Source organism: Pseudomonas sp. GW823-FHT02C02, assembly GCF_058797635.1.
Genome location: NZ_JBXAJV010000004.1, coordinates 231,163 through 251,800, shown reverse-complemented (window position 1 = coordinate 251,800; position 20,638 = coordinate 231,163). Strand labels below are relative to the sequence as shown.

General features: G+C 60.0%; 17 protein-coding genes. 6 read left to right on the top strand and 11 right to left on the bottom strand.

The annotated features are described in order from the left end of the window. Nucleotides 1–30: 30 nt before the first annotated feature. The 3 genes from AC1ROI_RS08820 (at nucleotide 31) to AC1ROI_RS08810 (ending at nucleotide 1,864) form a co-directional block, all read left to right on the top strand. Nucleotides 31–306, top strand: coding sequence for a polyhydroxyalkanoic acid system family protein (locus AC1ROI_RS08820; protein ID WP_010464468.1), 276 nt, complete (start codon nucleotides 31–33; stop codon nucleotides 304–306). Between the two features lie 243 nt (nucleotides 307–549). Beyond that, nucleotides 550–972 carry a phasin family protein gene (locus AC1ROI_RS08815; RefSeq protein WP_102593624.1) on the top strand — a complete coding sequence of 141 codons (423 nt, stop codon included), beginning with the start codon at nucleotides 550–552 and terminating at the stop codon, nucleotides 970–972. A 10-nt stretch (nucleotides 973–982) separates the two neighbouring features. Further along, a complete protein-coding gene (locus AC1ROI_RS08810; RefSeq protein ID WP_102593625.1) occupies nucleotides 983–1,864 on the top strand; it encodes a phasin family protein in 882 nt (293 codons plus the stop codon). A gap of 200 nt (nucleotides 1,865–2,064) precedes the next feature. Here AC1ROI_RS08810 and AC1ROI_RS08805 read toward each other — a convergent pair whose 3' ends face one another. From AC1ROI_RS08805 to AC1ROI_RS08760, 10 genes are all read right to left on the bottom strand, one after another. Next, entirely contained in the window at nucleotides 2,065–2,685 is a 621-nt protein-coding gene (locus AC1ROI_RS08805; protein WP_010464462.1) for a TetR/AcrR family transcriptional regulator, read from the bottom strand. Nucleotides 2,686–2,744: 59 nt separating this feature from the next. Further along, nucleotides 2,745–4,427: a class II poly(R)-hydroxyalkanoic acid synthase gene (gene phaC / locus AC1ROI_RS08800; RefSeq protein WP_102593626.1), complete on the bottom strand. Its 1,683-nt coding sequence runs from the start codon at nucleotides 4,425–4,427 to the stop codon at nucleotides 2,745–2,747. Nucleotides 4,428–4,542: 115 nt separating this feature from the next. Continuing rightward, nucleotides 4,543–5,397, bottom strand: coding sequence for a poly(3-hydroxyalkanoate) depolymerase (phaZ, locus tag AC1ROI_RS08795; RefSeq protein ID WP_010464458.1), 855 nt, complete (start codon nucleotides 5,395–5,397; stop codon nucleotides 4,543–4,545). A gap of 151 nt (nucleotides 5,398–5,548) precedes the next feature. Further along, on the bottom strand, nucleotides 5,549–7,228 hold the full coding sequence (gene phaC / locus AC1ROI_RS08790; protein WP_010464456.1) for a class II poly(R)-hydroxyalkanoic acid synthase: 1,680 nt from the start codon (nucleotides 7,226–7,228) through the stop codon (nucleotides 5,549–5,551). Nucleotides 7,229–7,484: 256 nt separating this feature from the next. Next, nucleotides 7,485–7,862 carry a gamma-butyrobetaine hydroxylase family protein gene (locus AC1ROI_RS08785; protein ID WP_102593627.1) on the bottom strand — a complete coding sequence of 126 codons (378 nt, stop codon included), beginning with the start codon at nucleotides 7,860–7,862 and terminating at the stop codon, nucleotides 7,485–7,487. A 128-nt stretch (nucleotides 7,863–7,990) separates the two neighbouring features. After that, nucleotides 7,991–9,328 carry an ATP-dependent protease ATPase subunit HslU gene (gene hslU, locus AC1ROI_RS08780; RefSeq protein WP_010464452.1) on the bottom strand — a complete coding sequence of 446 codons (1,338 nt, stop codon included), beginning with the start codon at nucleotides 9,326–9,328 and terminating at the stop codon, nucleotides 7,991–7,993. Between the two features lie 55 nt (nucleotides 9,329–9,383). After that, nucleotides 9,384–9,914: an ATP-dependent protease subunit HslV gene (hslV, locus tag AC1ROI_RS08775; RefSeq protein WP_007899242.1), complete on the bottom strand. Its 531-nt coding sequence runs from the start codon at nucleotides 9,912–9,914 to the stop codon at nucleotides 9,384–9,386. A gap of 232 nt (nucleotides 9,915–10,146) precedes the next feature. Further along, nucleotides 10,147–10,854 (bottom strand): SPOR domain-containing protein, encoded by a 708-nt coding sequence (locus AC1ROI_RS08770; RefSeq protein WP_010464446.1) that lies wholly within the window; start codon nucleotides 10,852–10,854, stop codon nucleotides 10,147–10,149. A gap of 1 nt (nucleotide 10,855) precedes the next feature. After that, complete coding sequence (gene argS, locus AC1ROI_RS08765; protein ID WP_010464443.1) at nucleotides 10,856–12,592, bottom strand: arginine--tRNA ligase; 1,737 nt, start codon at nucleotides 12,590–12,592, stop codon at nucleotides 10,856–10,858. Nucleotides 12,593–12,829: 237 nt separating this feature from the next. Next, nucleotides 12,830–15,049, bottom strand: a complete 2,220-nt coding sequence (locus tag AC1ROI_RS08760; RefSeq protein WP_102593628.1) for a primosomal protein N' — start codon at nucleotides 15,047–15,049, stop codon at nucleotides 12,830–12,832. Between the two features lie 288 nt (nucleotides 15,050–15,337). Between AC1ROI_RS08760 and rpmE the strand changes: the two genes are divergently transcribed. From rpmE to AC1ROI_RS08745, 3 genes are all read left to right on the top strand, one after another. Next, on the top strand, nucleotides 15,338–15,571 hold the full coding sequence (gene rpmE, locus AC1ROI_RS08755) for a 50S ribosomal protein L31 (protein WP_027922104.1): 234 nt from the start codon (nucleotides 15,338–15,340) through the stop codon (nucleotides 15,569–15,571). Nucleotides 15,572–15,585: 14 nt separating this feature from the next. After that, nucleotides 15,586–16,389, top strand: a complete 804-nt coding sequence (locus AC1ROI_RS08750) for a thermonuclease family protein (protein ID WP_010464438.1) — start codon at nucleotides 15,586–15,588, stop codon at nucleotides 16,387–16,389. Between the two features lie 179 nt (nucleotides 16,390–16,568). Further along, nucleotides 16,569–17,837 (top strand): malic enzyme-like NAD(P)-binding protein, encoded by a 1,269-nt coding sequence (locus tag AC1ROI_RS08745; protein WP_010464435.1) that lies wholly within the window; start codon nucleotides 16,569–16,571, stop codon nucleotides 17,835–17,837. Nucleotides 17,838–18,092: 255 nt separating this feature from the next. On the opposite strand, the gene AC1ROI_RS08740 is transcribed toward AC1ROI_RS08745, so the two are convergent. Beyond that, a complete protein-coding gene (locus tag AC1ROI_RS08740) occupies nucleotides 18,093–20,537 on the bottom strand; it encodes a penicillin-binding protein 1A (protein ID WP_371857849.1) in 2,445 nt (814 codons plus the stop codon). Nucleotides 20,538–20,638 lie beyond the last annotated feature (101 nt).

Sequence of the window (20,638 nt, the reverse complement as noted above, 5' to 3'; positions counted from 1 at the left end):
GGAAAGTATCCATAAAGCAGGAGTCATTCGATGGCCCGTATTAGTGTTGAGCGTGCCCACGGCCTGGGCAAGGAAGCAGCCCGCGAGAAGGCTGATCTGTTGGCGCAGAAGCTGTCCGATCAATATGGCCTGGAGCCGCAATGGTCCGGCGACACCCTGAACCTCAAACGTTCCGGTGTGAAAGGCGCGGTACATGTCAGCGAAGATTCGATCCGCGTCGATGTGGAGTTGGGCCTGATGATGTCGGCCATGAGCGGCATGATCAAATCGGAAATCGAAAAAGCCCTTGATAAGGCCTTGGTCTGATTCCGGATTGAAATCCCTTCATCTGTAGGAGTGAGCCTGCTCGCGATAGCGGTCTGTCAGTCGACATTGATTTCGACTGACAGACCGCTATCGCGAGCAGGCTCACTCCTGCATTTGTTTTGTGTGAAGCCAAAGTTTTATGTCAGTTGTTAGGGTGCCGTTTCTAATTTTTCTCCCTACTTTGTGCCTGAGCCCGACACTTTCGCGGGCAGTTCCTCAAACCTTCTGCGCGTGAGGTGCACCATGGCCAAAGTTATTTTGAAGAAAAAAATCGACGCTTCGACTTCTACTCTGGGCGACGTCAAATCCTATGCCCGCAAGATCTGGCTGGCAGGCCTGGGGGCCTACACCAAGGTCGGCCAAGAGGGCAGCGAGTACTTTCAAGAGTTGATCAAGGCTGGTCAAACTGTTGAAACCAAAGGTAAAAAAGTAGTTGCCGAGAAACTTGAAGCGGCTAACACAGAGATTGAAGAAGCCAAGAGTGAAGTGAGCACTTTCAAAGGCAAGGTCGAAGTTCAACTCGACAAGGTCGAGAAGGCTTTTGACTCGCGTGTCGCAAGTGCCTTGAATCGTATCGGCATTCCGTCTAAACATGACGTTGAGACACTCTCTGCTAAGCTCGATGAGCTGACGGCATTGCTCGAACGCGTCGCGCGTAAATCTTAAGGAGAACGGGATGGCTGGTAAAAAGAACACCGAAAAAGAAGGCAGCTCGTGGATCGGGAAAGTCGAAGACTACTCCCGCAAAATCTGGCTTGCTGGTTTAGGCGTGTACTCGAAGATCGACACTGACGGCAGCAAGCTCTTCGATACATTGGTTAAAGACGGCGAGAAAGCCGAGAAGCTCACCAAGAGCGCTGTCGGCAAGAAAGTCGATGCCGCCAAGGACTCCGCTTCGTCGGCCAAGTCGCGCATCAGCGGCGTGAAAGATCGGGCACTGGGCAAGTGGGATGAGCTGGAAGGGGCTTTTGACAAGCGCCTGAACAGCGCCATTTCGCGCCTGGGTGTACCGAGCCGCAATGAAGTGAAAGCGCTGCACAGCAAGGTCGATACCCTGACCAAGCAGATCGAGAAACTCACCGGCGCCAAAGTTGCACCTGTTGCGGCGAAAACCGCAGCGGCCAAACCTGCTGCTAAACCAGCCGCCAAAAGCGCTGCCAAGCCACTGGTAAAAGCGGCTGCCAAACCGGTCGCCAAAGCCGCGTCGAAAGTCGCATCCGCCGCCAAGTCCGCTACCAAAACTGCCGCCGCCAAACCTGCAGCAGCCAAGACAGCGGTCAAATCGGTTGCTGCCAAAGCCGCCGCCAAACCAGCAGCAAAACCGGCTGCCAAAACTGCAGCAGCCAAACCGGCAGCCAAGCCAGCGGCAAAACCTGCCGCAGCGAAGAAGCCAGCAGTGAAGAAATCGGCCACGCCTAAGGCTGCCGCGCCAAAACCAGCAGTGGCTGCCGCCAAACCGGCGACCCCGGTCAGCACGTCGAACTCCGCTGCTGCACCGACCCCTGCTGTAACCCCGACTGTCGCGCCAGCTCCATCGACGCCAACCAGTCAGTCCTGATTTTCAGGGCTCAAGAAAACGCCCGGCCTGCAAAGGTCGGGCGTTTTTGTTTGTGCACGATTTCATATACACCGCAGAACCCTTGTGGGAGTGAGCCTGCTCGCGATTGCGGTGTGTCATTCAACATTGATATTGGCTGACCCGGTGACATCGCGAGCAGGCTCACTCCTACAGTGAAATGTGTTTATCCAGTGAAAGGGCTACTCGTGTTCTTCGAGGTATTGCAGGGCCAGGTGCTCGGTCGCCACTTTGATCGGCGGCAGCAAATGCGGCGCCACCAGCATCATGATCTGATACACCACCAACCTGACTTCACCCTCGCGATCAAGAATCCGCTGATAGTCCAGTGAGAACAGCAGCGTCATGGTGATCTGCTCCACCAACTGCCCCAGCGCTTGAGTGTCACTGACCAACTGCCCTTGCGCCTTCAATCGCGCCAGCAACGAAGCCAGCGTGCGCTTCAGTGCATTAAGCAGATTGCGGATGCCCTTGGCCAGTTTCGGCAGGCGCCCGGCCAGGTTTGACAGGTCCTGGAACAGAAACCGGTAATGGGCCAGCCGCTCGACGATCAAGTGCAGGAACAACCAGTAATCCTCCGGTGCCAGCTCCACGTCGGCCGGAGGATCAAGCAGTGGCGCAAGCTCGGCCTGGAAACGCTCGAACAAGCCGAGAATCAACGGTTCCTTGCCGTGGAAGTGGTAGTAGAGGTTGCCCGGGCTAATGCCCATTTCGTTGGCAACTTCCATGGTGGAAACGTTCGGTTCACCCTTCTGATTGAACAATTGCAGGGCACATTCGAGGATCCGGTCGCGGGTTTTCATCCAGTCTTCTTAATGGTCGGGTCATGCCACGGCAGGCGTGTGCCGTGGTTCGTTGTCAGTCAGCGCACACGCACGTAAGTACCGGGTGCCGCCTCCATCGGTGGATAGTTCTGGTTGCCGAGGGCCATGTGGGTTTCTTTTTGCGCGCCCGAGCGTTCCTGAATCCAGCTCAGCCATTGGGTCCACCAACTGCCGTCGACTTGCTTGGCGTCGTAATACCACGCTCGTGGGTCGCTGCTCAGTTTCGCGCTCTCGACGAAGTTGGCCTTCGGGTTGCTCGGCGGGTTGAGGATGCTCTGCACATGACCGCTGTTGGACAGGACGAAACGTCGCTCGCCACCCAGCAGCAGCGTCGAGCGATATACCGCGTCCCACGGCGTGATGTGGTCGTTGATGCCGGCCACGCTGAAGCTGTCGACCGTGACTTTCTGCAAGTCGATCGGCGTGCCGCACACTTCAAGGCCGCCCGGATGACTCAGTGGGTTGTGCTTGAAGAAGTCCAGCAGGTCGCCATGCAAGGCTGCCGGCAACCGGGTGTTGTCGTTGTTCCAGTAGAGGATGTCGAACGCTGGAGGCTCCTTGCCCAACAGGTAGTTATTGACGAAGTAACTCCAGATCAAATCGTTAGGACGCATCCAGGCAAAGACCTTGGCCATGTCGCGCCCGTCCAGCACACCTTTCTGATAGGAGCGACGCTTCGCCGCTTCGAGGGTCTGTTCGTCAGCGAAAAGCGTCGCCGGAGAGTCCATCTGACTGTCGAGCAGGCTCACCAGATACGTCGCGCTGGATACCCGCCGCAGTTGTCGCTTGGCCTGCAAGTGGCCTTGCAGCGCGGCGATGGTCAGCCCACCGGCGCAAGCGCCCATCAAGTTCACTTCGCGAGCGCCGGTGATTGCCCGGCAAACGTTCATCGCTTCTTCAACCGCTTCGACGTAGGTCGACAGACCCCATTCGCGATGGCGCACATCCGGATTGCGCCAGCTGATCATGAAGGTCTGCAGGCCGTTTTTCAGGGCGAACTGGACGAAGCTGTTATGCGGGCTCAGGTCGAAAATGTAGTACTTGTTGATCTGCGGCGGCACCACCAGCAGCGGTTTGGAATACTGCTTTTCGCTCATCGGCTTGTACTGGATCAGCTCCAGCAGCTCGTTGCGAAACACCACGGAACCCGTGGTGGTGGCGACCGTTTTACCGACCTCGAACGCTTGCTTGGTGACTTGTCTGGGCAGGCCGTCGTTGTGCAGGAAATCGTCGACCAGATGGCTGATGCCACGCACCAGGCTGTTACCGCCGGAATTGAAGATTTCCTTGATCGCCAGCGGATTGAGCAGGGTGTTGGACGGCGCCACGGCGTCATTGAGCAAGGCGAACGCAAAGTGGGCGCGAGCGCGATCGTCCGGGGTCATGTTGCTTTCGTCGATCCAGCTTTTAACTTCTTTCTGCCAGCTCAGGTAGGCCTGCAAGCTGCGGCGATAAAACGGGTTGAGGCTCCACGCCGGGTCGGCAAAACGATTGTCCTGCGGGTTGGTCGGGTGCAGGGTTTCCCCCAGCATGACGCGACCCAGTTGGCCGCCCAGTTTCAAGGCATGTCGAACGCTGTGCACCGGGTTACGCAAGCCATGGGCGGCAACGCTGCGCAGGGTCGAAAACAGATCCCGGCCACGCAGGCCGGTGATCGCACTCTGCGCGTTGATGAACGCGGCGGGAGTGGGTAAAAAGTCCCTCGCTGGTTTGTCGCGCATGTGTCAACACTCCTTCGTCTTTCAGGCCAAATACAAACACATCGAACCAGAACACCATAGACGCTGTTACGGGTTGTTGCGCGGTGCGGCGTCCTGCCGACCGACAATGGGCCGGTTAACCGCCCAATGGCGCCGGATGCGGATGCATCACGGCGCGCTGACGTTCCTCCTCGAGGAATTTCATGATGATCGGTGCCACCGCTTCGGCGCGGGTAATCAGGAACAGGTGCCCGTCATCGATGATGTGCAACTGAGCATTGGGGATCCGCCAGGCCAGCATGCGCATGTTGATCAGCGGGATCAGTGGATCGTCGTCGCCGGCCAGTACCAGCGTCGGCTGGTTGATCTTGTGCAGCCAGTGAATACTGGTCCAGCCAAGCCCGGCGAACAGCTGCCAGTAGTAACCGAGTTTGCCCGCCGAACGGACCTTCGCCGCATGGCTGGCGGCCAGGGTCGGATCGCGACGGAAAGAGCCGCCGTAGATCATCGGCGCAATGCGGATCACGTGAGACGGCTGGATGTAGCGCCGCGGGCTGGCCATCATCCACAGCACTTTCGGTTTGCCCGGCACCATCACCGCGCCGGCCGCCGTGGCCGCCAGCACGAGTTTCTTGCAGCGCTCGGGATAGTCGTAGGCGAACTGCTGAGCGAGTGCGCCTCCCCAGGAAACGCCGATGACGTTGACTTGCCCGTAGTCGAGATAGTCGAGCATCCGCGCCGTGAGTTTCGCCAGGCCCGGAAAACGGTACGGCCGATTCGGCGTCGACGAACCGCCGACACCGGGAACGTCGAAGGCGATGACTTCCAGGTCCGGGTCCAGCGCTGCCACGAACGGAAACACCAGCTCCAGGTTGGCGCCGATGCCGTTGAAAATCAGCAAGGGCGTCAAGTGAGGCTTGCCGGGGCGTACCGCCGTGCGGAGGGTCTGGCCATCCAGGTCGACGGTACGGAATATGAACGGTTGCGGCATGCTTCAGGCCCTGTGGGTTAATTCATCCCCGGTCCCCCTGCAAGAGCGAAGCTTGCTCGCGAAGGCGTCAAGTCAGTCGACATCCATGTTGAATGAAAGACCGCTTTCGCGAGCAAGCTTCGCTCCTGCAGAGGGGCGCGGGGTGTGTCAGTTACCGCTCATGCACATAAGTGCCGGGTGCTGCTTCGCCCGCTGGATAGGCCTTGTTCCCCAGGCTCGCCGGGGACTTCTTCAGCTTGCCCGAACGCTCGGCCTGCCAGGCCTGCCAGTGCAGCCACCAGGAGTCAGTGTGCTTGGTGGAGTTCTCTTGCCAGTCTTCGGCTTTGACCGGCATTTCGGTGCTGGTCATGTAGCGCGATTTCGGATTGCCCGGCGGGTTCAGAATGCTCTGGATATGTCCGCTGCTGGACAGCACGAACTCGACCTTGCCGCCAAACAACTGCGCCGACTTGTAGCAGGACTTCCACGGCGTGATGTGGTCGTTGGTGCCGGCCAGGGAAAAGATGTCGGCCGTGACCTGCTTCAGGTCGATCGGCGTGCCGCACACTTCCAGTGCATCAGGACGGATCAGCGGGTTGTTTTTGAACATTTCGATCAGGTCGCCGTGGAATGCGGCGGGTAACCGGGTGGTGTCGTTGTTCCAGAACAGGATGTCGAATACCGGCGGCTCGTTGCCCAGCAGGTAGTTGTTGACCCAGTAGTTCCAGATCAGATCGTTGGGGCGCATCCAGGCGAAGACTTTCGCCATGTCGCGGCCTTCCAGCACACCGGCCTGATAGGAATGGCGCTTGGCGGCTTCGAGGGTCTGCTCGTCGACGAACAAGGCCACGTCGCTGTCCAGGGTCGTATCCAGCACGCTGACCAGCAGGGTGAGGGCGTTGACCTTCTTCTCGCCGATCGCGGCGTAGTGGCCCAGCAGCGCGGTGCAGGTGATGCCTCCGGAGCAGGCGCCCAGCATGTTCACGTCTTTGCTGCCGGTGATCGCAGTAACCACGTCGACCGCTTCCTTGAGCGCCTCGATGTAGGTCGACAGACCCCACTCGCGCTGCTCCTTGGTCGGGTTGCGCCAGCTGACGATGAACGTCTGCACGTTGTTGCGCAGGCAGAAGCGCGCCAGGCTCTTGTCCGGGCTCAGGTCGAATACGTAGAACTTGTTGATCTGCGGCGGCACCACCAGCAGCGGACGCTCGTGCACCTGCTCGGTGATCGGGCGGTACTGGATCAATTCCAGCACGTCATTGCGGAACACCACCGCGCCTTCGGTCACGCCCAGGCTCTTGCCGACTTCGAACGCGCCCATGTTGACCTGGCTCGGCATGCCGCCGTTGTGTACCAGATCCTTGGCCAGGTGCGAGAGGCCGTCGAGCAGGCTTTTGCCGCCGGTCTCGAAGAAACGTTTGACCGCCGCCGGGTTGGCCGCACTGTTGGTCGGGGCCATGGCTTCGGTCATGAGGTTGATCACGAAATGCCCGCGACTGACGTCTTTGGGCGGCAGGTTGCTGTCGTCAATCCAGTCGTGGAGTTCCTTGCGCCACGCCAGGTAAGTTTGCAGATAACGTTTATAGAGCGGGTTCTGGCTCCAGGCCGGATCGGCGAAGCGACGGTCATCGCTGGTAGGTTGAAGTTCTGATTTGCCGAACAACACGTTCTTCAATTCAAGGCCGAAATGGGCGACATGCTTGGCACTGTGAATCGGTTGTTTGATGGCCTGCCTGAGCACCATTCGAGCAGAAGCCAGTAGATCCTTTCCGCGCAGCCCAACGACAGGATTCAGCCCCAAGGTGTTTTCCGAGGCTTGATACTTCAAGTCATCGTTATTCTTGTTACTCATCTACGACGCTCCATTGTCCTGAGACGAGTACCTGGGTCCAGCTGTAGTCACACAGCCAATGCCAGGTACTTATGCTCGGGTGACCGTTAATTCTGCATCGCTGCTTTTTACGGCAGAGAGCACTGCAGGGAACTTGCCAGCTCCATTGGTTACCCGAGTTTAATTTTTTTCGCAAGCGGGCCAATCATTGACCCAGGAGCGGAGCATTCAAACAGATGGAATTAGAAAATGCCCTCTAAAGAGCAAGAGGGCTGACCTAGAGCATCAGCTTGACGATAGATTCGTTCGGATCGCGGGTTTTTCCGGCGGCTTTGAGTTCGGCAAGATAATCGTTCCAGAGATCCTCTTGGCGCACGCCCAGCTGGTACAGATATTCCCAAGTGAACAGGCCGCTGTCGTGTCCGTCGTCGAAGGTCAATTTCAGTGCGTACTGACCGGCCGGTTCTACCTTGGTCAGGCCTACGCCGATCTTGCCAAATTGCAGGATAGGTTTGCCGTGGCCCTGGACCTCGGCGGAAGGAGAGTGCACGCGAAGGAACTCGGCGGGCAGGTGATATTCCTCGCCGGACGCGTATTTCAGCGACAGGGTTTTCGAGGCTTTGTGCAGTTTGATGTCGGTGGGGAGTTGGGTCATGGCCTGCGTTCCGTTATGGATGGAACCCTGTAGGAGCGAAGCTTGCTCGCGAAAGCGTCAGGTCAGTCGACATTTACGTTGATTGAATGACCGCTTTCGCGAGCAAGCTTCGCTCCTACAAGTATGGTTTACAGGATATAACGGGACAGGTCTTCGTTCTGCGCCAATTCGCCGAGGTGACTGTTGACGTAATCGGCGTCGATCAGGATCGCCTTGTCGTCATGGGCGCTGGCCAGGTCGCCGGCGCTGAACGACACTTCTTCGAGCAAGCGTTCGAGCAAGGTGTGCAGGCGACGGGCACCGATGTTCTCGGTCTTCTCGTTGACCTGCCAGGCGATCTCGGCAATACGCTTGATGCCGTCCGGCTGGAACTCGATGACCAGGCCTTCGGTTTTCAGCAGGGCGCAATACTGCTCGGTGAGCGACGCATGCGGCTCGCTGAGGATGCGCTCGAAATCTTCCGGCGTCAGCGCCTTCAGCTCGACACGAATCGGCAGGCGACCTTGCAGCTCCGGCACCAGGTCACTTGGCTTGCTCAGGTGGAACGCACCGGAAGCGATGAACAGGATGTGGTCGGTCTTGACCATGCCCAGCTTGGTGTTGACGGTGCAGCCTTCGATCAGTGGCAGCAAGTCACGCTGCACGCCTTCACGGGATACGTCGACGCCACCGGAGTTACCGCGCTTGGCGACCTTGTCGATTTCATCGATGAACACGATGCCGTGCTGCTCGACTGCTTCCAGCGCCTTGGCCTTCAACTCTTCATCGTTGACCAGGCGGCTGGCTTCCTCGTCACGCACCAGTTTCAGCGCTTCCTTGACCTTGATCTTGCGGTTTTTCTTTTTGCCCTTGCCCATGTTGGCGAACAGGCTCTGCAACTGGTTGGTCATTTCTTCCATGCCCGGTGGCGCGGAGATGTCGACGCCGGCCATTTCGGCGACTTCGATTTCGATCTCCTTGTCATCCAGCTGACCTTCGCGCAGGCGCTTGCGGAACAGCTGGCGGGTGTTGGAGTCGGCTGACGGGGCGTCGTCATTGTTAAAGCCCATGCGTGCCGGTGGCAGCAGGGCGTCGAGGATGCGTTCCTCGGCGGCGTCTTCGGCGCGGTGGCGAACCTTGGTCATTTCCTGTTCGCGCAGCAGCTTGATCGCCGCGTCGGCCAGGTCACGAATGATCGATTCGACATCGCGACCGACGTAGCCGACTTCGGTGAACTTGGTCGCTTCGACTTTGATGAACGGCGCGTTGGCGAGTTTGGCCAGGCGACGGGCGATCTCGGTTTTACCGACACCGGTCGGGCCGATCATCAGGATGTTCTTTGGCGTTACTTCAACGCGCAGCTCTTCGGGCAGCTGCATCCGGCGCCAGCGGTTACGCAGCGCGATGGCGACGGCGCGCTTGGCATCGTCCTGGCCGATGATGTGGCGATTGAGTTCGTGGACGATTTCACGGGGAGTCATGGACATAGTAATTGGCGGTCCTCAAGCAAAAGTGAGCCGTGGCACTAAGGCCGGAACAGGCTTACTCGGCGAGGTCCTGCTCCTCAATGGTGAAGGTGTGGTTGGTGAATACGCAAATGTCGCCGGCGATACCGAGTGCGGTTTCGACGATTTCCCGGGCCGACAGATCGGTTTTCTTCAGCAGCGCGCTGGCGGCGGCCTGGGCGTAACCGCCACCGGAACCCATGGCGATCAGGCCTTCTTCGGGTTCGACCACGTCGCCGTTGCCGGTGATGATCAGTGAGGCGTCTTTGTTCGCGACGGCGAGCATGGCTTCGAGGCGGCTGAGGGAGCGGTCAGTGCGCCATTCTTTGGCGAGTTCGACAGCGGCGCGAACCAGGTGGCCCTGATGTTTCTCAAGCTGGCCTTCAAAACGCTCGAAGAGGGTGAAGGCGTCAGCGGTGGCCCCGGCAAAACCGGCGATGACCTGGCCGTGGTACAGGCGACGAACTTTCTTCGCGTTGCCTTTCATCACGGTATTGCCGAGAGAAACCTGGCCGTCGCCGCCCATGACGACTTTGCCGTGGCGGCGAACTGAAACGATGGTGGTCAAGGGAGAGTCTCCACGCAGCGGGGCGAAAATGCCTTATGCCAACTCATATGGGGGTGGCGATGCGTTTTTCAACTGCGGGGCGGGAGAGGGGACGAGCGGTGTTGCGCGGGGATGGGTGTGTTGGCTGTTCTGGCGCCTTCGCGGGCACGCCTCGCTCCTACAGGGAATCACGCAATCCTTGTAGGAGCGAGGCTTGCCCGCGAAGAACGATAACGCGGTGCCCCTGACGAAATCAGCGGTTCTGGCGTTGTTGTAACAACAGGTTGCTGAAGCCGGCGCCGGACAGTTGTTTCTGCGCCGTGGTCAGCTGTTCGCGATTGCTGAACGGCCCGACCAGCACTCGATACCAGGTTTCGTCTTTGACTGTGCCGGATTCAACCGCCACCGCCTGCCCCAGCAGGATGATCTGCGCCCGAACCTTGTCCGCGTCAGCTTCCTTGCGGAACGAACCGGCCTGGAGGAAGAACTTGGTCACCGGGGCTGCTTTGGACACCGGTGGCGCTGGCGGCGGCGTGATCCCTGCCAGTGCCGCCTGGGCTCGCGCAGTATCAATCTTCGCTGCTTGCTCCGGCGTCACCGGCGTGGTCGGAATTGCCGGCACTTGTGGCGTCGGCAGGGTTTTCTCCGGCACGGCATCCGGCGGCACGATCACTTCCGATTCCGGCAGCAGGGTGTAGAAGTCGTACTTCGGCTTCACCGGTTGCGTCGGGCTCGGCGGGGTCTTGTTGGCCTCGGCGATCTTGGTGGCTTTCTGCTGTTCGATCTTCTCGCGCTTGACGCTCTCGCTGCCCTTGCCCGGTTCCAGTTTCATCAGGAACACAATGAACGCGCCGACCGTCAGGCCGATGGCCATCCACAGCCAACCCGGGATCGGTTGCTTTGCAGGAGCTTGGTAACGGCTGGCGCCACGCTTGGGTGCAGGTTTTTTCTTGGCAGCCAACTTACATACGCTCCAGAGTTTCCAGACCCAAGAGTTCCAGGCCTTGCTTGAGAGTGCGGCCGGTCAGCGCGGCGAGGCGCAGACGGCTCTGCATTTGCGCCGGGGTGTCGGCGCTGAGAATCGGGCAGTTCTCGTAGAAGCTGGAGAACAGGCCGGCGACATCGTACAGGTAGGTGCACAGAATGTGTGGCGTGCCTTTTTCGCACACGTTGTTCAGCACTTCGCCAAATTGCGCGAGCTTGGCTGCCAACTCGTGTTCGTGTGCTGCTTCGAGGACGATCTGGCCTTCGACTTCACTGAAGTCCTTGCCGAGTTTGCGGAATACACCGGCCACGCGGGTGTAGGCGTACAGCAGGTACGGAGCAGTGTTGCCTTCGAAGTTCAGCATCAGGTCGAAGTTGAAGCTGTAGTCGCTGGTACGGTGCTTGGACAGGTCAGCGTATTTCACGGCGCCAATGCCCACGACCCTGGCGATGTTGCGCAATTCGTTTTCGGCCAGCTCCGGATTCTTGTCTTTCACCAGGGTGTAGGCGCGTTCCTGGGCTTCGGTCAGCAGATCGATCAGCTTCACGGTGCCGCCATCACGGGTCTTGAACGGACGGCCATCGGCGCCGTTCATGGTGCCGAAGCCCATGTGTTCCATTTCCATCGGGTGCGTCACGAAGCCGGCCTTGCGGGCGACTGCGAACACTTGCTGGAAGTGCAGCGCCTGGCGCTGATCGACGAAGTACAGCGCGCGGTCAGCCTTGAGTTTGCCGCTGCGATAACGCACGGCTGCCAGGTCAGTGGTGGCGTAGAGGTAGCCGCCATCGGCCTTGACGATGATCACCGGCAGCGGGTCGCCGTCGGCGTTCTTGAATTCGTCGAGGAACACGCACTGGGCGCCATTGCTTTCGACCAGCATGCCGGCGGCCTTGAGGTCGTTGACCACGTTGATCAGGTCGTCGTTATAGGCGCTTTCGCCCATCACGTCGGCCATGGTCAGTTTGACGTTCAGCAGTTCGTAGATTTTCTGGCAGTGCGACAGCGAGATGTCCTTGAACTTGGTCCACAGGGCCAGGCAGTCCGGGTCGCCGGCTTGCAGCTTGACCACCAGGCCACGGGCGCGATCGGCGAACTCTTCGGATTCGTCGAAGCGTTGCTTGGCGGCGCGGTAGAAGTTTTCCAGGTCGGACAGTTCATCGCTGGTGATCGGGTTTTCTTGCAGATAAGCCATCAGCATGCCGAACTGGGTGCCCCAGTCGCCGACGTGGTTCTGACGGATGACGTCGTCGCCGAGGAACTCCAGAACGCGTGCCACGCCGTCGCCAATGATGGTCGAACGCAAGTGACCGACGTGCATCTCTTTGGCCAGGTTCGGGGCCGACAGGTCGACCACAGTGCGCTGCACCGGGCCAGCTTTGCGCACGCCGATGTGGTCGTCGGCGAGGGCGGCATCCAGGCGAGTGGCCAGGGCATCAGTATTCTGGAAGAAATTCAGGAAGCCCGGGCCGGCGATTTCGGTCTTGGTGACGTTTTCATCAGCCGGCAGCGCAGCGATGATTTTCTCTGCCAGGTCACGCGGCTTCATGCCGGCCGGTTTGGCCAGCATCATCGCGATGTTGCTGGCGAAGTCGCCATTCTTCTTGTCACGGGAGTTTTCCACCTGGATCGCCGGCGACAGGCCTTCAGGCAACACACCTTCGTTGACGAGTTGGGTGATGGCTTGTTGGATCAGCTGGCGAATGGTGTCTTTCATGGTGTTCTCTTTCGACCGCAAGCGCGGCGGCGCTTCGATGCGCTAGTGGAAAAACTGGGCATTATCCGTTGCGAAGACGGGCTTGCCAACTATAGCGGGCAGGTTATGGATATGTGGTGACAAATCGGGCCTCTTCGCGGGCCAGCCTCGCTCCTACAGTTTTTGTGTCGTTCACAGTATTGGCAAACGACTCTCCCCCTGTAGGAGCGAGCCTTGCCCGCGAAGGCGATCGACCAATCAATACAAATCGACGGGATCCACATCCAGCGACCAACGCACCGCCCGCCCGCTCGGCATCTGCTCCAGCGCCAGCAACCAGCTACTCAGCAGCCGATGCAACGGCGCCCGGGCCGTGGCTTGCAACAACAACTGCGCACGATAACGCCCGGCCCGGCGTTCCATCGGAGCCGGCACCGGGCCGAGCAGCTCAATACCAGTCAGATTCTGCTCAGCCAGCAAGCGCTCGGCCTCGCTACACGCTTCATCGAGAAAACCTTCGGCCTGTCCCGGTTTATGCGCTTCGGCCCGTAGCAACGCCAAATGCGCAAACGGCGGCAATCCTGCCGAGCGGCGTTCGCTCAAGGCCTGTTCGGCAAAGGCGAAATAGCCTTGTTCGGTCAATTGCACCAGCAGCGGATGATCGGCCAGGTGCGTCTGGATAATTACCTTGCCCGGCTCTTCGGCCCGCCCGGCCCGGCCTGCCACCTGAACGATCAACTGTGCCATGCGCTCGCTGGCGCGGAAGTCGCCAGAGAACAATCCACCGTCGGCATCGAGAATCGACACCAGCGTTACCCGTGGAAAGTGGTGCCCTTTGGCGAGCATTTGCGTGCCCACCAGAATGCACGGCTGGCCTTTCTGGATGGTGGCGAACAACTGATTCATCGCGTCCTTGCGCGACGTACTGTCGCGGTCGACCCGCAGTACCGGGACGTCCGGGAACAGAATCGCCAGGCGCTCTTCTGCGCGTTCGGTGCCGGCACCCACCGGCCGTAAATCGACCTTGCCGCACTTCGGGCAATGCCGCGGCACGCGTTCCACGTAGCCGCAATGGTGGCAGCGCAATTCGCCGGAGCGCTGGTGCACGGTCATCCGCGCATCGCAGCGCTGGCACTCGGACATCCAGCCGCAGTCATGACACAGCAGCGTCGGCGCAAAGCCGCGACGATTGAGAAACACCAGGACTTGCTGGCCAGCCGCCAGCGTCTGGCCGATGGCTTGCTGCATCGGCCCGGAAATACCGCTATCCAGCGGACGGCTTTTTACATCGAGACGCAGGAATCGCGGTTGTTTGGCGCCGCCAGCACGCTCGTTCAGGCGTAGGAGCCCATACCGACCGGTGTAGGCGTTGTGCAGGCTTTCCAGTGAAGGCGTGGCGGAGCCGAGGACAATCGGGATGTTTTCCTGCCGCGCGCGCACCAAAGCCAGATCGCGGGCGTGATAGCGCAGGCCTTCCTGCTGTTTATAGGAGCCGTCATGCTCTTCGTCGATGATGATCAGGCCGGGATTTTTCATCGGCGTGAACAGCGCCGAGCGGGTGCCGATAATGATGTCGGCGTCACCGTCCCGGGCCGCGAGCCAGGCCTCGAGGCGCTCCCGATCATTGACTGCCGAGTGAATCAGGGCGATGCGCGCATTGAAACGCTGCTCGAAGCGCGCCAGGGTTTGCGGGCCGAGGTTGATCTCCGGGATCAGCACCAGCGCCTGCTTGCCGGCTTCGAGGGTTTCGCGGATCAGCTGCAAATAGACTTCGGTCTTGCCGCTGCCGGTAACGCCGGCCAGCAGGAACGCATGATAACTGTCGAACCCGGCGCGAATCGCTTCATACGCGGCACGCTGCTCAGGGTTGAGCGGCAATTCCGGTTGCGCCAGCCAATGTTCGTGGCGGGCGCCGGGAGCGTGCTTGCGGATTTCCACCTGCACCAGATCCTTGGCCAGCAACAGATCCAGGCTGTCCTTGCTCAGCATCAGTTTGCTCAACAACTGATGGGCGACGCCATGAGGGTGCTGGGCCAACGTGGCCAGGGCTTCGCGCTGGCGCGGGGCACGGGCGATACGCGGATCATCCAGGCTGGCACCGGGCGCGGCGGACCAGAAGCGTTCCTGGCGCGCCTCGGCCAATTCGCCCTGGCGCAGCAACACCGGAAGCGCCCAGCTCAAGGTGTCACCGAGGCTGTGCTGGTAATACTGCGAGGTCCACAGACACAGCTTGAACAGTGCTGGCGGTAGCGGCGGGGTGGCGTCGAGCAGGGCCAGCGCCGGTTTGAGCTTTTCCACCGGGACTTCGCTGGTGTCGGTGACCTCCACCAGAATCCCGATCATCTCCCGCCGACCAAACGGCACCCGCAGGCGCATGCCCGGTTGCAACTGGGCGCGCAGGATCCCGGCCGGGGCACGGTAATCGAACAGGCGGCGCAGCGGCGAAGGCAGGGCGAGGCGCAAAATGGCGTCGTGCACGCGGGGATCTCGATAAACGGGCAGTAAAAGAAGTCGGACGCATACTAATTGTGGGAGTGGGCTTGCTCGCGAATGCGTTGGGTCAGACACCTCATCGCTGGCTGGCAGCCCGTATTTGCGAGCAAGCCCGCTCCCACAAGGGGCACATATCAGGCGGGGAGCCTAGCAGACGGTCGGTAGAAGCGACAGCTTGCGCGATTGGCATTGTCTGGTAGAATCCGCGGCCTAATTACGTGCGGTATTCAACAATAGTGTTGAGTGGCGGCACGCTAGCCCGAGGAAGACACCATGAAAGCCGATATCCATCCAACATACGAAGTCACCGCAGTTACCTGCAGCTGTGGCAACAAGTTCGAAACTCGTTCGAACCTGGCCAAGCCTCTGGCGATCGACGTATGCAACGAGTGCCACCCGTTCTACACCGGTAAGCAGAAGACTCTGGATACTGGCGGCCGTGTACAGCGCTTCGCAGACCGTTTCGGCGCTTTTGGCAAAACCAAAGCTCCTGCTGCTGCAGAGTAAGGTTGAAAAGCCCCATGGGCTTTACCTTGCTAACGAAAAAGGCGTCCCTCGCGGGCGCCTTTTTTGTGTCCGCGATTTGGCTGTCCGGCGCCCAGGCCTTCTGCCCGGTGCCGAGCGGGCTTACACCCGTCGCGGTGCAGCGTGTGGTGGATGGCGACACCTTGCGCCTGAGCGATGGCCGCAGTGTGCGCATGATCGGCTTGAATACGCCTGAGCTGGGCAAGCAGGGCCGTTCCGACGAGCCGTTCGCCGTGGTCGCGCACAAACGCCTGGAAGCGCTGGTGGCGGCCAGCGACGGGCGCGTGGGTTTGCGTCCCGGTAAAGAGAGCAAAGATCATTACGGTCGCACGCTGGCCCATGTCTATGGCGCCAATGGCGCCAACCTCGAAGCGCAGATGCTCGCCGAGGGCCTTGGTTTTCAAGTGGCGGTCGCGCCGAATGTCGATTTGGTCAGCTGTCAGCAAGCCGCCGAACTCAGCGCCCGTCAGGCCGGCCTTGGCCTGTGGCGGCAATCCCCTGTACTGAAAGCGGAGCAGATCAACGCCTCCGGTTTCGCCGTGCTCAGTGGTCGTGTGAGCAAGGTTCAGCGCAATCGCGGCGGAGTTTGGATTGAGTTGCAGGACGCGGTTGTATTGCGCGTTGCACCCAATTTGCTCGGGCAGTTCGATGTTGCATCGCTTGAGCGGCTGAAGGGCAAGCAGATTGAGGCGCGTGGCTGGGTCGTGGATCGATCGCGTCGGGGCGGCTTGAAACCCGGGCAGGCACGCTGGCTTCTGCCGCTGACCGATCCGGCGATGCTGCAAGCGGCGCCTCGATAAAAAATTGTAGACATTTTTTATGGCGATTGTGAACAGTCTATCCCTTGTGTTCCGCGGCTCTTGGCCCAAAGTCGTAGGGCAGGGCGCTTGACAGGGGTGACCGGTCAGTCTTGTGGGGACTTTGCGACACGCGTATCCTCGGCGGTCCGTCTGTCCAACAGTAAAAGCGGAATGCCCACATGTCTGATTTGAAAACTGCCGCTCTCGAATATCATGCCCATCCTCGTCCAGGGAAGCTGAGTGTCGAGCTCACCAAGGCCACCGCTACCGCCCGCGACCTGTCGCTGGCCTACAGCCCCGGCGTAGCCGAACCAGTACGCGAAATCGCCCGCGATCCTGAACTGGCCTACAAATACACCGGCAAAGGCAACCTGGTTGCAGTCATTTCCGATGGCACCGCGATTCTCGGCCTGGGTAACCTCGGCCCATTGGCTTCCAAGCCAGTCATGGAAGGTAAGGGCGTGTTGTTCAAGCGCTTCGCCGGCATCGACGTTTTCGACATCGAAGTCGACTCCGAAAGCCCGCAAGCCTTCATCGACACCGTCAAGCGTATCTCCATCACCTTCGGCGGCATCAACCTGGAAGACATCAAGGCACCTGAGTGCTTTGAGATCGAGCGCGCTCTGATCGAGCAGTGCGACATTCCAGTGTTCCACGATGACCAGCACGGCACCGCAATCGTTACCGCGGCCGGCATGATCAACGCCCTGGAAATCGCTGGCAAAACCCTCGCTGACGCCAAGATCGTCTGCCTGGGCGCCGGTGCGGCCGCCATCTCCTGCATGAAATTGCTGGTGAGCATGGGCGCCAACATCGAAAACATCTTCATGGTTGACCGTACCGGTGTGATCCACTCCGGCCGTGACGACCTGAACCAGTACAAGGCTGTCTTCGCTCACGCGACCGACAAGCGCACCCTGGCTGACGCCCTGACCGGTGCTGACGTGTTCGTTGGCCTGTCCGGCCCGAACCTGCTGAGCGCTGAAGGCCTGAAGTCCATGGCGGCCAACCCGATCGTGTTCGCCTGCTCGAACCCGGATCCGGAAATCGCCCCGGAACTGGCGCATGCCACCCGTGACGACGTGATCATGGCGACCGGCCGTTCGGACTACCCGAACCAGGTCAACAACGTATTGGGCTTCCCGTTCATCTTCCGCGGTGCCCTGGACGTTCGCGCCAAGCGCATCAACGAAGAAATGAAAGTGGCAGCGGCCAACGCCCTGCGCGAACTGGCCAAGCTGCCGGTTCCTCAGGAAGTGTGCGACGCCTACGGCGGCATCAAGCTGGAATTCGGTCGTGAGTACATCATTCCGAAGCCAATGGATGCCCGCCTGATCACCGTGATCTCCGATGCCGTGGCCAAGGCCGCCATCGAGACCGGTGTAGCGACCCTGCCGTATCCGAAGAACTACCCGCTGAAAAGCGTGGATGACGTGTTCAACGGCTAAGCCGTTGTAGCGCTTCAACCGAAAGCCCCGGCTCAATTGAGTCGGGGCTTTTTTTTGGCTGTGGTTTTTGTGGTGTCTGTAAGGGGCTCTTCGCGGGCAAGCCTCGCTCCTACAGGGGCAAGCGCTGGGAACTTTCCATGTCCGTAGGAGCGAGGTTTGCCCGCGAAGAGGCCCTCAAGGACAAAGCAAAACCTGCAGGCCATAAAAAGCCCCGCTCTTCTTGAGAAGGCGGGGCTTTTGCGTTGCGCTACGCGATCAGAACAGATCGATTGGCGCTGCTTCGTCCGCTGGCAGCGGGCTGCCCGGCGCATTGCCGTTACCCAGTTCATTCACCGACGGAGGCGTGTCCTCGGCCTTGAACAGCTCGAAGTACGCGCCAGGCGTGCCTGGGCTGGCCGCACGGCCGCTGACGGGGTCAACCCGCAAACTGAGAATGCCTTCCGGCTCTGGTTGAGTGTGAGGCGGCTTGTCCTTGAGCGCGGCCGCCATGTAGTTCATCCAGATCGGCAGCGCGACGGTGCCACCGAACTCGCGCTTGCCCAGGCTTTCAGGCTGATCGAACCCGGTCCAGACGGTGGTTACGTAATCGGCGTTGTAGCCGGAGAACCAGGCGTCCTTGGATTCGTTGGTGGTACCGGTCTTGCCCGCAATGTCACTGCGACCCAAGGCCAGTGCGCGGCGGCCGGTGCCGAGTTTGATCACGTCCTCAAGCATGCTGTTGAGGATGTAAGTGGTGCGACCGTCGACGATGCGTTCGGCCACGGCCGGCGTTTGCGGCGCAGTGCCGGGTGCGGCTGGAGCTTCCCCTGGAGTCGCATTGACCGTGAATGCCTGGGCGTCGGTCGGTGCGGCGATGCCGTTGGTCACTGCGGCGCCCTGAGGAACGCTCGGCGGGTTGGCGACGAACAGCGTGTCGCCATTGCGGCTTTCGATCTTGTCGATGATGTACGGGCTGATTTTGTAGCCACCGTTGGCGAAGGTGCTCCAGCCGGTGGCGATTTCCATTGGCGTCAGGGTCGCGGTGCCCAGGGCCAGGGACAGGTTGCGCGGCAGGTCCTGCTTGTTGAAGCCGAACTTGCTGATGTAGTCGATGGTGCGATCGATGCCCAGCGCCTGCACCAAACGGATCGACACCAGGTTGCGCGACTTGTACAGCCCTTCACGCAGGCGGATCGGGCCGAGGAAGGTGTTGGTGTCGTTCTTCGGGCGCCAGACCTTGTCCAGGTATTCATCGACGAACACGATCGGCGCATCGTTCACCAGGCTGGCGGCGGTGTAGCCGTTATCCAGCGCGGCGCTGTACACGAAGGGCTTGAAGCTCGAACCCGGCTGACGCTTGGCCTGCATGGCGCGGTTGTAGTTGCTCTGCTCAAAGGCGAAACCACCGACCAGCGAGCGAATGGCGCCGTTCTGCGGATCAAGTGACACCAGCGCGCCTTGCGCTTGCGGGATCTGGCTGAACTTCAGCGAATTGTCCGGTTGGCGCTGCACGCGAATCAGGTCGCCGACCTGAGCCACGTCCGAGGGCTGCTTCGGATTGGCGCCCATGCTGTTGGTGTTCAGGAACGGACGCGCCCATTTCATGCTGTCCCAGCCGACGTGTTCTTCGCCGGTGCGGGTCAATACTTGCAGGCCATTCTTGTCGACCTGAGTGACGATGGCGGGCTCAAGGCTGCTGATGGTCCGCTGTTTGGTCAGTTCGGTGGCCCAGGCCTCGCGAGTCTTGCCCGGCAGGCGCGACTCGGGACCGCGATAGCCGTGACGCTGATCGTAGGTCATCAAGCCTTCGTGCAGCGCGGTGTTGGCCATTTCCTGGAGATTGCTCGGCACCGTCGTGGTCACGCGAAAACCTTCGGTGTACGCATCGCTGCCATAGCGGCCGACCATTTCGGCACGGGCCATTTCAGCAATGTACGGCGCGTTCACTTCCGGCGTCGGCACGTGGTAGCTGGCGTTCAGCGGTTCGTTTATCGCAGTGGTGTAGTCGGCTTCGGTGATTTTGCCGAGCTTGTACATGCGCCCCAGGATCCAGTCGCGACGTTCCTTGCTGCGGGCCGGATTGGCCAGCGGGTTGAAGCGCGAAGGGGCTTTTGGCAGACCGGCGATCATCGCCATCTGCGCCAGGCTGACATCACGAATCGATTTGCCGTAGTAAACCTGCGCGGCGGCTTCGATGCCATAGGCGCGGTTACCCAGGTAGATCTTGTTGACGTACAGCTCCAGGATTTCGTCCTTGGTCAGCTGCCGTTCGATCTGCAGGGCCAGGAGGATTTCGGTGGTTTTGCGCGAGAAGCTGCGTTCGCTGGTCAGGAAGAAGTTCTTCGCCACCTGCATGGTGATGGTGCTGCCGCCGGACTGGATGTGTCCGCTTTTTACCAACTGGGTTGCAGCGCGCATCAAGCTGCTGGGATCGACGCCGTAGTGGTTGGCGAAATTGTCGTCTTCAGCACTTAGTAACGCATTGATGAAATTGGGGGGAATGTCGGCGAAACGGATTGGTGTGCGGCGCATCTCGCCAAATTCTGCGATCAACTTGTTGTCACTGCTGTATACCCGCAATGGAATCTGCAACTGGATGCTTCGCAGAGCCTCCACAGATGGCAATCCCGGACTAAGGTAAAGAAACGCGCCGCTCAGACCAAGGAGCAGTCCGCAGAAAACGGCGACGATGGACCAACCGAAAAATTTCAGCAGACGAATCAAGGCTTTGGGATATCCAGGGCAAAGAATGAATTGGGCAACAGGGTTCAGATAACAGGGAACGACCCGCGCTTGCAGTAAAAACCGGAAAAAATCGCTGG

What these genes read in the sequence shown, in the direction of transcription:
- phaC (WP_102593626.1), bottom strand. Translation starts at nt 4,427, where the DNA reads ATGCGCGACAAACCAGCGAGGGACTTTTTACCCACTCCCGCCGCGTTC.
- hslU (WP_010464452.1), bottom strand. Translation starts at nt 9,328, where the DNA reads ATGTCCATGACTCCCCGTGAAATCGTCCACGAACTCAATCGCCACATC.
- AC1ROI_RS08820 (WP_010464468.1), top strand. Translation starts at nt 31, where the DNA reads ATGGCCCGTATTAGTGTTGAGCGTGCCCACGGCCTGGGCAAGGAAGCA.
- rpmE (WP_027922104.1), top strand. Translation starts at nt 15,338, where the DNA reads ATGAAAGCCGATATCCATCCAACATACGAAGTCACCGCAGTTACCTGC.
- phaZ (WP_010464458.1), bottom strand. Translation starts at nt 5,397, where the DNA reads ATGCCGCAACCGTTCATATTCCGTACCGTCGACCTGGATGGCCAGACC.
- phaC (WP_010464456.1), bottom strand. Translation starts at nt 7,228, where the DNA reads ATGAGTAACAAGAATAACGATGACTTGAAGTATCAAGCCTCGGAAAAC.
- AC1ROI_RS08805 (WP_010464462.1), bottom strand. Translation starts at nt 2,685, where the DNA reads ATGAAAACCCGCGACCGGATCCTCGAATGTGCCCTGCAATTGTTCAAT.
- AC1ROI_RS08785 (WP_102593627.1), bottom strand. Translation starts at nt 7,862, where the DNA reads ATGACCCAACTCCCCACCGACATCAAACTGCACAAAGCCTCGAAAACC.
- AC1ROI_RS08745 (WP_010464435.1), top strand. Translation starts at nt 16,569, where the DNA reads ATGTCTGATTTGAAAACTGCCGCTCTCGAATATCATGCCCATCCTCGT.
- AC1ROI_RS08750 (WP_010464438.1), top strand. Translation starts at nt 15,586, where the DNA reads ATGGGCTTTACCTTGCTAACGAAAAAGGCGTCCCTCGCGGGCGCCTTT.
- AC1ROI_RS08810 (WP_102593625.1), top strand. Translation starts at nt 983, where the DNA reads ATGGCTGGTAAAAAGAACACCGAAAAAGAAGGCAGCTCGTGGATCGGG.
- argS (WP_010464443.1), bottom strand. Translation starts at nt 12,592, where the DNA reads ATGAAAGACACCATTCGCCAGCTGATCCAACAAGCCATCACCCAACTC.
- AC1ROI_RS08815 (WP_102593624.1), top strand. Translation starts at nt 550, where the DNA reads ATGGCCAAAGTTATTTTGAAGAAAAAAATCGACGCTTCGACTTCTACT.